The 11,506-nt window shown below is 63.0% G+C and carries 9 protein-coding genes; 5 read left to right on the plus strand and 4 right to left on the minus strand.

Annotation, left to right across the window (positions count from 1 at the left end; all coding sequences use genetic code 11):
* Positions 1-278: 278 nt before the first annotated feature.
* The 4 genes from DBR22_RS07865 to chvE form a co-directional block, all read right to left on the minus strand.
* On the minus strand, positions 279-1,358 hold the full coding sequence (locus DBR22_RS07865) for a maleylacetate reductase (RefSeq protein ID WP_108598554.1): 1,080 nt from the start codon (positions 1,356-1,358) through the stop codon (positions 279-281).
* A 77-nt stretch (positions 1,359-1,435) separates the two neighbouring features.
* On the minus strand, positions 1,436-2,677 hold the full coding sequence (gene mmsB / locus DBR22_RS07870) for a multiple monosaccharide ABC transporter permease (RefSeq protein ID WP_108598555.1): 1,242 nt from the start codon (positions 2,675-2,677) through the stop codon (positions 1,436-1,438).
* Positions 2,674-4,212, minus strand: a complete 1,539-nt coding sequence (mmsA, locus tag DBR22_RS07875; RefSeq protein WP_108598556.1) for a multiple monosaccharide ABC transporter ATP-binding protein — start codon at positions 4,210-4,212, stop codon at positions 2,674-2,676. Before mmsA ends, mmsB begins: the two co-directional genes overlap by 4 nt.
* A 75-nt stretch (positions 4,213-4,287) precedes the next feature.
* Positions 4,288-5,448 (minus strand): multiple monosaccharide ABC transporter substrate-binding protein, encoded by a 1,161-nt coding sequence (gene chvE, locus DBR22_RS07880; RefSeq protein WP_108598557.1) that lies wholly within the window; start codon positions 5,446-5,448, stop codon positions 4,288-4,290.
* A gap of 308 nt (positions 5,449-5,756) precedes the next feature.
* On the opposite strand from chvE, the gene DBR22_RS07885 reads away from it, so the two are divergent.
* The 5 genes from DBR22_RS07885 to DBR22_RS07910 all read left to right on the plus strand — a co-directional run.
* The gene (locus DBR22_RS07885; protein WP_108598563.1) at positions 5,757-7,367 is read left to right on the plus strand and encodes an IclR family transcriptional regulator; all 1,611 of its coding nucleotides are present in this window, start codon (positions 5,757-5,759) and stop codon (positions 7,365-7,367) included.
* A gap of 149 nt (positions 7,368-7,516) precedes the next feature.
* Entirely contained in the window at positions 7,517-8,599 is a 1,083-nt protein-coding gene (locus tag DBR22_RS07890) for a Gfo/Idh/MocA family protein (RefSeq protein ID WP_108598558.1), read from the plus strand.
* Positions 8,596-9,480, plus strand: coding sequence for a sugar phosphate isomerase/epimerase family protein (locus DBR22_RS07895; protein ID WP_108598559.1), 885 nt, complete (start codon positions 8,596-8,598; stop codon positions 9,478-9,480). Before DBR22_RS07890 ends, DBR22_RS07895 begins: the two co-directional genes overlap by 4 nt.
* A gap of 82 nt (positions 9,481-9,562) precedes the next feature.
* Positions 9,563-10,576 (plus strand): inositol 2-dehydrogenase, encoded by a 1,014-nt coding sequence (gene iolG, locus DBR22_RS07900; RefSeq protein ID WP_108598560.1) that lies wholly within the window; start codon positions 9,563-9,565, stop codon positions 10,574-10,576.
* 450 nt (positions 10,577-11,026) lie between these two features.
* Positions 11,027-11,506 (plus strand): substrate-binding domain-containing protein (locus DBR22_RS07910; protein ID WP_108598562.1); only part of this gene is annotated, 480 nt, incomplete at its 3' end.

An 11,506-nucleotide genomic window follows, 5' to 3' on the forward strand; every position in this document is an offset into this window, starting at 1 on the left:
CCGCCGGCAGCGACGTAGCCGTCGAGGACTGCATGCGATGTTTCGGTGTCGGCGGTCCAGCCGAAGACGTTCGTGCCGAGTGCGAGTGGGGATACGGCGATTCCTGGGGCGATGGTCCGCGTGGCGACCAAGGTCTGCCTCCTAGTTGATTTTTCTAATGTGTGGGACGGGGTGGAGTAGGACCCTCCTGTCGGTGTATCCGCGAGGGAGGGTCCTGCTCCGCGTGGCTCCGCGAGGTGCCACGCCTTACCTGATGGCAGGGTGTGGACCTTTTGGGCTCAGACGGTGGGGTTGGCGCTCGGTGGTTTGCCGGCCCATGCCGCGTGCAGGATGCCGCGGACGTCGTCGTAAGTGATCGGGCGGGGGTTGCCGTAAGAGCGGCTGGTCGCTTCTTCGGCGATGCGGTCGATGTCTTCTTCCTTCATGCCCAGCTCGGCCAGGGACCGGGGGGCATTCAGTTCGCCGGCGATCTGCCACAGTCTCTCGGCGGGATCTGCGGCGCCACCGAGTGCCCGTGACAGGGCAGCCGTCGCTTCGGGAGCGGCGGGCTGGTTGAAGGCCAGTGCGTGGGGGAGGACGACGGTGTGGGTTTGGGCGTGCGGCAGGTTCAGGGTTCCGCCGAGTGCGTGGCAGAGCTTGTGGTGCAGTGACATGGTGGTGGCGCCCAGGCAGGCACCGCACAGCCACGATCCGTAGAGGGCGTTGCTGCGGGCTTCGAGGTCTGAGCTGTCGGCCACGATCGCGGGCAGCGCTGCGACGAGGGCCCGGACGCCTTCTTCGGCCATCAGCGAAATGATCGGCGTTGCGTCCGGGGCGTAGAGGGCTTCCACGGCGTGGGCGATGGCGTTGATGCCGCTGGTCACGGACATGGCGGCCGGCAGGGTCGCCGTGAGCTCGGGATCGTAGACGACGCTGCGGGGCAGAACCCGGGGATCCTTGCCGGTTTCCTTGCGTCCGTCGGTCGTCAGTCCCCATACGGGGGTCATTTCTGATCCGGCGTATGTGGTGGGGACGGCAACGATCGGCAGCCCGTGCTTGAGGGCGATTGCTTTGCCGAGTCCGATTGCTGAGCCGCCGCCGACGGCGACGCACCCGTCGGCACCGACCCTGGCAGCTTCGTCGCTTGCCCGCTGTGCAACTTCGTTGGGCACGTGCATGACGGCTTCCGGGAGAACACCGACGCAGCGCTCACCCAGGGCCTCGGCTACCCGGTTGCCGGTCTCTTCCTGTTCGGGAGAGCAGAGGACCAGGACGCGCTTTAGGCCGATCTGGTCGAGTTCTTCGGGCAGGGTCGAGAGGGAGTTGACGCCGAAGCGCACCCGCATGGGGAGGGCTTCGTATACAAACTGGTGGGTCATCAGATGGACTCCTTTGTAGAGGTGTTGTCTGCGTAAATGGTTCATTTCACGCGGGTGCTTCTTAGGGCGGGAAGCGTTTAGCGGGAACCGGCGCGGCGCTTGTTGTAGATGTCGAAGGCGACGGCCAGCATCAGGACGAGGCCCTTGACGACTGATTGCACGGACTGGTCGATGCCCATCAGCTGCATGCCGTTGCTCATGACGGCCATGATCAGGCCGCCGGCCATGGCTCCCACGACTTTGCCGACGCCGCCTGTAACGGCCGCACCGCCGATGAACGCCGCGGCGATCGCGTCGAGTTCGAACATGTTGCCCGCGCCAGGCTGGGCACCGTTGGAGCGCGAGGAGAAGACGATACCGGCCACTGCGGAGAGGAGGCCCATGTTGACGAAGATCCAGAAGTTGACGGTGCGGACCTTGACACCTGAGAGGGCTGCTGCGACGACGTTGCCGCCGATGGCGTAGACCTGGCGGCCGAAGACGCTTCGCTGCATGATGACGCTGTAGACCATGATGAGGATGGCCAGCATGATCAGGACAAGCGGCATGCCGCGGGCGATGGCCAGCTGCCAGGCGAAGACCATGACTGCGATGGCGACTACGAGGATTTTGGCGATGAACAGCGGAAATGACGGGACGAGCTGGTTGTAGCTGATCAGGGTCTTGCGGGTCCGGTACTGGTTGAAGGCGTAGCCGATCACGGCGATGGCGAAGATGAGGAGTGTGAAGAGGTCGTATCCCTGGCCCCCGAGGAGACCGTTGAGGAAGCCGGATGCGATCTGGCCGTAGTCAGCCGGGAAGGGGGAGAGGGATACGTTGTTGAGTACGACCAGGGTCAGGCCGCGGAAGAGGAGCATGCCGGCGAGGGTGACGATGAACGCAGGAATTCCGACGTAGGCGACCCAGTATCCGTGCCAGGCTCCAATAGCGAGGCCGGTGGCGAGGGCTGCGAGGACGCCGACCCACCAGGGCTGTCCGTATTGGATGACGACGACCGCCGACACTGCGCCGGTCAAGGCGACGACGGAGCCCACGGAGAGGTCGATGTGACCGGCGATGATCACGATGACCATGCCGATGGCAAGGATCAGGATGTAGGAGTACTGCAGGACGATGTTGGTGATGTTACCGGGACCGAGTGAGGCGCCGCCGGTGAGTCCCGCGAACAGGGCCACGATGGCCACGAGTGCGATGTAGATGCCGCTGGTACGCAGGTTACGGGTGAATAGCTCGCGGATTTCGCTGGTTCCGGTGTGGACGACCGCTGCTGCGGACGGCGTATCTTTCTTTTGGGATCCCCGGGGGGCTGTCACGGTCATGCTGTGAGTTCCTTCTCTTTGGTCATGAGTGTCATGAGGCGTTCCTCGGATGCTTCAGCAGCGGGCAACTGCCCGGTGATCCGGCCTGTCGACAGGGCGTAGATGCGGTCGCAGGTGCCGAGGAGTTCGAGCAGGTCCGAGGAGATGACCACGACTGCCTTTCCGGCGTCCACGAAGCTGTTGATGAGGGTGTAGATTTCGTATTTCGCGCCGACATCAATGCCGCGGGTGGGTTCGTCCAGGATCAGTACTTCCGGGTCGGTGAGCAACCACTTCGAGAGGACGACCTTTTGCTGGTTCCCGCCGGAGAGCTTGCCGACGATCGATTTCACGTTGGGGGCTTTGATGTTCATCGATTTCATCGCGAACTCGGCCGCACGGGCCTCTTCGTGGTGATTGACGAAGCCCCAGCTCGCAAGTTTGCCCAGTGATGCGGCTGAGATGTTGCGTGCGATGTCGTCGATGAGGTTGAGGCCAAAGGCCTTGCGGTCTTCGGTGGCGTAGGCGATCCGTGCTTCGATGGCTGCGGCGACGGATCGGGTGTGGATTTCCTTTCCGTGCATGAAGATTTTGCCTGATACGAACTTGCCGTAGGAGCGGCCGAACAGGCTCATCATCAGTTCAGTGCGTCCGGCGCCCATGAGTCCGGCGACGCCGATGACTTCTCCGGCGCGGACTTCAAAGCTGGCGCCATCGACGACCAGGCGGTCCTGGGTGGGGTGCTTGACCGTCCAGTCCTCCACCCGGAGAACGACCTCGCCCGGGTTCGAATCACGGTCGGGATAGAACGCTTCGAGGTCCCGGCCGACCATTCCGCGGATTATGCGGTCGACGTTAACGTCGGGGTCCGTCATGTCCAGGGTTTCCACGGTCTTTCCGTCGCGGATGACGGTGGTGTGGTCGGCAATCGCTTCGATCTCGTTGAGTTTGTGGGAAATGATGATCGAGGTGATGCCGCGGTCACGGAGGGCCCGGACCAGGTCGAGCAGGTGGGCGGAGTCGTTATCGTTGAGCGCCGCGGTCGGCTCGTCGAGAATGAGCAGCTGCACTTCCTTGGACAGGGCTTTGGCGATTTCAACCAGTTGCTGCTTGCCGACGCCAAGCTGTCCGACCGGGGTAGTGGGCTCTTCCCGCAGACCGACGGATGCGAGGAGTTCGGCGGCCTCGGCGTTCGTCTTGTGCCAGTCGATCAGTCCTGATGCGCCGCGGCGCTCGTTGCCCAGGAAGATGTTCTCGGCGATCGACAGGTGCGGCACGAGGGCCAGTTCCTGGTGGATGATCACGATGCCGGCGTGCTCTGAATCCCGGATGCCGGAGAAAGAACACGTTTGTCCCTTGAACAGGATGTCACCCCCGTAGCTGCCAGCGGGGTACACGCCGGAGAGGACTTTCATGAGGGTGGACTTCCCTGCGCCGTTCTCGCCGCAGATCGCGTGGACCTCACCGCGTTCCACGGCCAGCGAAACGCCGGAGAGCGCTTTGACGCCGGGAAAGGTCTTGGTGATGGATTGCATTTCCAGGATGTGGTCGGCCATTGGCCCGCCGTCCTATCGGTCTTGTAGGGGAGAGTGGGAGGGGAGGGGCACTGTGTGCCCCTCCCTGAAAGGTGCTTACTGAAGGCGGCCGGCTGCGACCTCTTCAGCGGTGTAGTAGCCGGAATCGATCAGGGCGGACTTGATGTTGTCCTTGTAGATGGGCTGGATCGGCACGAGGAACGAGGGGACGATCTTGGATCCGTTGTCATAAGACTTGGTGTCGTTGACCTCGGGGTCTTTTCCTGCCAGCAGGTCCTGGGACGCCTTTACAGTCTGTGCGGCCAAGGCGCGGGTGTCCTTGAACACGGTGGAGAACTGCACATCGTCGTTGACGAACTTCACGGAGGCAACCTCGGCGTCCTGGCCGGTCGTGACGGGCATCGGCTTGGGCTGTGAGGACAGGGTCGGGCCGTAGCCGGCGTTGCCCAGGGAGGTGATGACGCCGCGGGCGACGCTGTCGTTGGGGGTAAGGACACCGTCGAGCTTGGCTGTTCCGCCGCTATAGCTGGCGGTCAGCAGGTTGTCCATGCGTTCCTGGGCCTTTTGCTGTGACCAGTTCTCGGTTGCCACCTGTGCAAGCTTGTTCTGTCCCGACTTCACCACAAGGGTGCCGTTGTCGATGTATTTCTGCAGGACGGACATGCCGCCGTTGAAGACGAAGGTTGCGTTGTTGTCATCCAGCGATCCGCCGAACAGTTCGATATTGAACGGTCCCTTGGCGGAACCTTCGGAGCCGTCCTTGTTCAGGACACCGAGCCCGATGAGGAGCGAGGTGGCCTGCTGGGCGCCGACCTTGAAGTTGTCGAAGGTGACGTAAACGTCAACGTCGGCGCTGTTCCTGACGAACCGGTCGTAGGAGACGATCGGGATGTTCGAGCTTGCCGCCTGCTGCAGCTGGGGGGACAGGGCCGTTCCGTCCAGCGGTGCCAGGATCAGCAGATCGGCACCTTGGGTCAGCATCTGGTCTACCTGCTGCTGCTGGGTGGGGATGTCGTTATTGGCGTACTGGAGGTCCACCTGGTAGCCGACCTTTTCCAGCCCTTCCTTGATGGCCTTACCGTCGGTGATCCACCGCTCTTCATCCTGGCTGGGCAGTGAAACTCCGATTCGGGTGTCGGCGGGAGCCTGTGTCCCTCCGCCGGCCCCGTTGCCGCTGCCTGCACCCCCTCCTGCACAACCAGCAAGTACCAGTGACGTGGCTGCTGTTGCAGCGAACATAACAATTTTCTTAAACACCGTTCTCCTCCTTTGGAGAGCCGCGTGACGCTGAAGGCGTCAGTTCTGCGTCGGCAGGACCGCCGCGCCTGAAATTTAGATGTGATTGCGAGCACTTGGTGCCGTACAATGGACACCATGTTCGCACAGTACCAGCCATTGACGCTAGTGGTGTTCCAAATTACATTTGCGCACGCCACAAGCCAGGCCTCCCGTGGCACTCGCGGCCGGGAGGACGACCATGGCAGAGGTGCTCATGTGCAGCGCATCTGCGCGAGGGTAGTTACGCGGATGCCAGAGGCCCCTTCGGGTCAGAAAAGAGGCGGTTGGTGAACACCATTCAGCTGTTGAAAAAAGCCAGCCAGGTGATCGATGAATTGGCCCGGATTGGCCAGTCAACGCCGGCGGAGCTGGCGAAAGTCGTGTCCGAACCGCGGCCGACCGTGTACCGGATCGTCGCTGCGCTGGAGCAGGAGAACCTCGTCCGGTCGAGCGGTGACGGCAAGCTTGAGCTGGGCACTGCGATACTCAAACTGGGTGACGCGGCAGCTGATGCGCTCGTGGACCGCACAGAGCTGCGCGAACAGTTGCGCTGGATCCGTGGCCAGCTGGGCATGAGCCCCTACTTCTGCGTCCTGCGCGAAAACGGAGCCGTTTGCCTGGACCAGATCCAGGGCGCAGACGTCGACCTGCACGACCTGGCCCCCGGGCGCACCCTTCCGCTCCACGCCGGGGCCGCATCACAGGCTCTGCTGGCCTTTGGTGCCCCCGAGTTCCGGGAGAGCGTATTGGCCTCGGGCCCGTACCCCGGCATCGCTTCCCGGGCACCGCTCACCGGAGAGCAGCTGAGGGAGAGGGTCGAGCAGACCGCAAGGCGCGGATGGAGCGTTGAAGACAGCGAGGTCATCGAAGGCATCGCCTCAATTGCCGTTCCCGTCCTCCGTCGGGATGGCAGCCTGCTGGGTGCCCTCTCGGTCGCGGGCCTGCGGGCAACAGTCCTCGGCCAGGAGGACGCGGCACGGAAGGTCCTGGACACCGCCGCCCGGGCCATCGCCGCCTCCATGTCCCAGGACAACCCGAACGAAGGAAAAGAAGCCGCCCGGCTCGACCCTCCGGACGGATCCGAGCGGGATTCCCCCCGCGCCCCTGCCGTCATCGCCAAAGCATCCGCACTGATATCGGCCCTGGCTGAAGAACGCATCGCAACCTCGACCCGGCTGACCGAGATGCTCGAAGAACCCGCCAGTTCCATTTACCGGATGCTGGCCACCTTGGCTGAAGCCGGATGGGTGGAACAGATCGGCCATCGCGGCGCATACCGGGTGGGAAGCAAAATGATCGCCCTTTCCGGCGACCTCACACGCCGCCTGGATATCCGCCGTGCCGCCGACCCCATCCTGCGCGAAATCCACGCAGCAACGGGGGAAACAACCTTCCTGTGCATCCGCCGTGGCACCCGGGCGGTCTGCATCGAGCGCATTGACGGGATACGGGTCAACAGCCGGGTCCTGAAACTGGGGGAGTCACTTCCCCTGCATGTCGGCGCCGCGCCCCGTGCGCTGCTCGCTTTCGAAGACCGGGCTTCGTGGGACGAATATACCGCGATCGTCGCCAGCAGCGGGGAGCCCTGGCGCGACGTTCGGTCCCGTTCAGAGTTCTATTCCGGACTGGAGCACATCCGGGACCAGGGCTTCGTTGTCAGCGACAACAACGTCACCCCCGGCATCGCCGCCATCGGGGCACCCATCTTCGACCACCGCGGCGAGGTTGCGGCTTCCCTGTCCATCAGTGGGCTCCGCGAGGGCATCCTGAACCGGCCCGAGGGCGAAGATCCCATCGTCGATCTCCTCCTGCGCGGAACCAGGGCTTTGTCGGACTACCTCGGGGCGCCGCAGGCTGCGTCCAAAAAGGACGCGGACGTGTCACAGGTCATAGCTTGACCGACGGCCGCGTCCATGAAATGCTTTGGACAAGCTGTCCATTAGGTGACACTGCATCCCAATCATATTGAACCGGTGGAGCACCGTTGCCCGCCCCCATCAAAACCATAAACGCACCGATCAGGTGCTCAGTCGAAGGAGACAATGCGTTGGAACCGATTGTCGTAGGACTTCTGGGAATCACACACCCGCACGCCTCTGCCCGGGTTCGCGCCCTGCGCGAAATTGACGGGGTGGAAGTCGTAGCCGCCGCGGACGACGATCCCCGCCTGCAGTACTTCACCGATAAGTACGACATGGAGCCCCGCTCCATTGACGCGCTGCTCCAGGACGAGCGCATCAACGCGATCATGGTCCACTCCAAGAGCAAGGACATGGTCCCCCACGCCCTGCGCGCACTGGCCGCCGGCAAGTCCGTCGTCGTCGAAAAGCCCGGCGGGGGAACCGTTGAAGATCTGCTCCAGCTGGCCGAAGCCGAATCCAAGGCCGCCCCGGGGCTGGTGGTGCAGGTCGGCTACAACGTTCGCCTCGCCCAGTCCATCGCAGAGGCCAAGGAACTCATCGACACCGGCGTCATTGGTGAGGTGGTTTCCGTCTCCGCCCGCGGTGCTGCCCTCGTCGGTGAACACCTGACCGCGCACCTGAACCAGCCCGCCGACATGGGAGGGGCACTATGGATCATCGGATGCCACATGCTTGACTCCCTGGTGCACATGTTCGGCACACCCGATACGGTCAACGCCCGTGTCCACAAGTCCGGACGCCTGTCCGACGAGTCGAGCCGGGAAGATTCCGCAGCCGTCCTGCTGAACTACCCGGACAAGTCCGTGACCTTCAGCTTCGACGGGCACGACCACCTTGAGTGGTTCGAAAGCTCCCGTATCTCCGTCTACGGAACCGGCGGCATGCTGGAAATCGGCATCCTGCCCCAGAAGCTGCGCGTCTACGTGGACCAGGACCGTGCCGGCTGGCGCGCCGGCTGGACCGAGTGGACCCAAAGCCACTTCACCCCGCCCTTCGCCAGGACCGAACTGAACAAATTCTCCGAACTGCCCGAACTGGGAAACATCAGCAACTTCCACCCTGAAATGCGTGGCTGGATCGACAGCATCCGCACCGGCGCCCCCGTAGTGGCCCCGGTCGCCGATGCCCTGGCCGTCGCTCGGATTGTCGACGCCTGCTACCGCTCCGAGAAGGAACAGGGAGCATCCATGGAGGTCGAGACCGCATGACCAGCGAAACCAACGCCGCCCCGCAGCTGATCGCGACCTGCTGGGTGAGTGCCGGCGATACCGCCCCCGGACGCCCGGACGAAACCAGCCCCATCCCGATCCAGGAGCGCATCAACCTCATCGCGCAGACCGGGTGGTCAGGCATCGGGTTGGTACACCACGATCTGCTGCATGCACGCCGCACCATCGGCTACCCCGAGCTCGGGCGCATGATCCGCGAGGCAGGAATCGGCATCATCGAAGTCGAATTCCTGAACGGCTGGTGGGCCACCGGAACCGAACGCGCCGAATCCGATATCCAACGTGCCGAACTGTTCGAAGCTGCCCAGGCCCTGGGTGCGCGGCACATCAAAGTCGGCGCCGGCATGACCGACAACCCGCTGCCGCTGTCGACGATGGCCAGCGCATTCTCCGACCTCGCAGACGAAGCCGCTGAATCCGGCGTCCGGCTTGCACTCGAAGCGACACCCTTCTCACACCTGCGCACGGCGCAGGAAGCGGTCAAGGTCGTAACCAGCTCCGACAGTCCCGCCGCGGGCCTGATGATCGACATCTGGCACACTCACAGGTCCGGTCTTTCCCACGAGGACCTCTGGGACGTTGTGCCCATGGACAGGGTCTTCGCCGTAGAAATCGACGACGGTTACAAGGACGTCGTTGGCACCATCTTTGAAGACACCATCAACAACCGCGCGTACTGCGGTCAGGGCGACTTCGACACCCGCACGTTCATCCAGCGAACTCTCGATGCCGGATACCAGGGCCCTTGGGGAGTTGAAATCATTTCCGCCGAACACCGCAGCCTGCCCGTTGCCGAAGGCCTTAAGCGCGCCTACGAAACAGCAATCAGCTGCTTCCCCGGAGTCTCCCTCGCACGCTGATCGGCCAAGTCCCGCACCGCCCCCTGCCGTCTCCGGCAACGCGGCTTACCACCTTCTCCATTTTCCTGAAAGGCCACACCCCATGTCCAACAACAAACGCCTGCGCCTGGCACTGTTCGGCTCGGGCCGCATCGGGCAGGTACACGCCCGCAACATTGCCGCCCACCCGGAGATCGATCTCGTTCTGATCGCCGACCCGTTCATCGACGGGGCACGCCGGCTGGCCGAAAGCACCGGCGCACGCGCCGTACAGGACCCCGAAGAGGTGTTCGCCGACACCAGCCTCGACGGCGTGATCATCGGCTCGCCCACCAGCACCCACGTGGACCTCATCTCCCGTTCGGTTGCCCACGGCCTCGCTGTCCTCTGCGAAAAGCCCATTGACCTCGACATCGACACCGTCCTCGCCTGCCGTGAGCAGATCAAGGACACCACCGTCCCGATCATGCTCGGTTTCAACCGCCGCTTCGATCCGTCTTTCGCCGCCGTGCGCACCCGGGTCGAAGCCGGGGAAATCGGCAAGCTCGAACAACTCACCATCACCAGCCGCGACCCCGAACCGGCCCCGCGGGACTACATCGCCGGTTCCGGCGGCATCTTCCGCGACATGACGATCCACGACCTGGACATGGCACGCTCGTTCATACCAAACATCGTCGAAGTGACCGCAGTGGCCTCAAACGTCTTCAGCAAGGAAATCGAAGAGCTCAACGACTTCGATTCCGCTGTAGTAACTTTGCGCGGCAGCGAGGGCGAGCTCATCACCATCACGAACTCCCGCCACTGCGCCTTCGGTTACGACCAGCGGCTGGAAGCATTCGGGGCCGGCGGTATGCTTTCGGCCGCCAACGTCGCACCAACCACTGTGCGCAAATCCGGAGCCACCGGGACAGAAGAAGCAGACGCCTACCTGCCCTTCTTCCTCGAACGCTATCCGCAGGCGTACTACGCAGAACTGGACGCCTTCGCACACTCCATCCGCACAGGCGCACCTACATCACCAAACTTCGCTGACGGAGTCTCCGCGCTGGTCCTGGCAAACGCCGCAGCGGAATCTGCCATCACCGGCAAAACAGTGAGCGTCATCGACCTATAGCACCCCGGCTGGGGGGCGCCTGATACAGACGCCCCCCAGCCGCAGAACGTGTGCCTCCATCAGTTCAATCGGCTTCTGGCTGCCCTCACTGCCGGCAAACGCTGCTGCAGTCATGGCAGCCCCAGTTCAAGGAGATCCATGGCATCGGGTAAGTGGGCATGGAGTGTCAGCGCCGGCGACGTTGTCGCATGGGCTGAAAAACATCAGCATCTGCACGGCACAGTCGTGGAAGCCGCTCCCGAAATCGGCGTCGTATGGATCATCGACAGCGTCCACGGGGAACGACGGATGGTCATGATGCAGGACCTTCTTCCCGCATCCCCGACTGGCCCCGGGTTCGCAGTGCCGTTATCGCAGTTTCAGACCCGTCACGGGGCAACAGGTCAATGAGGACCAGGGGTCGTTCAACACCTCCCCAAGAGAAACACCACGAGAAAGAAACGAACCCCAGTGAAAGTCTTTAGTTCCCCGGCCGTCAAGAAGGCCCTTGATGAAGTCATTGATGTGTTCCACCAGGAAACGGGGGTTGGAGTTCAGGCTGTCTTCGAGCCAACGAGCCAGCTGCTTCGGCGGATAGAAGCCGGTGAGTCCTTCGACGTGATGGTCGCAGTCAGCAGCTCGTTCGCATCACTGGGGCCCATAATTGATGGCAGCACCCTGACATCTGTTGCGCGCGCGGGCATTGGAGTCGCAGTCAATCACAACGTCCCGGCGCCCGACATATCCACAGCTGAATCCTTTATCAGGACCATCCGCAGCGCTAAGTCTGTAGCCTACTCAGGCACGGGAGCCAGCGGAGCCTACTTCGTGGCCCTCATGGATAAGCTGGGTATCAGCGAAGAAGTCGGTTCCCATGCCACCGTGGTTCACAAGGGTTACGTTGCCGAAGCTGTCGTAGACGGACGCGCCGATATAGCCATCCAGCAGCTC

The organism is Arthrobacter sp. HMWF013, assembly GCF_003061105.1.
Classification (GTDB): domain Bacteria; phylum Actinomycetota; class Actinomycetes; order Actinomycetales; family Micrococcaceae; genus Arthrobacter.

Excerpts from the sequence above, each read along its gene's own strand:
- DBR22_RS07865 (WP_108598554.1), bottom strand. The coding sequence starts at position 1,358 with ATGACCCACCAGTTTGTATACGAAGCCCTCCCCATGCGGGTGCGCTTC.
- mmsB (WP_108598555.1), bottom strand. The coding sequence starts at position 2,677 with ATGACCGTGACAGCCCCCCGGGGATCCCAAAAGAAAGATACGCCGTCC.
- mmsA (WP_108598556.1), bottom strand. The coding sequence starts at position 4,212 with ATGGCCGACCACATCCTGGAAATGCAATCCATCACCAAGACCTTTCCC.
- DBR22_RS07895 (WP_108598559.1), top strand. The coding sequence starts at position 8,596 with ATGACCAGCGAAACCAACGCCGCCCCGCAGCTGATCGCGACCTGCTGG.
- iolG (WP_108598560.1), top strand. The coding sequence starts at position 9,563 with ATGTCCAACAACAAACGCCTGCGCCTGGCACTGTTCGGCTCGGGCCGC.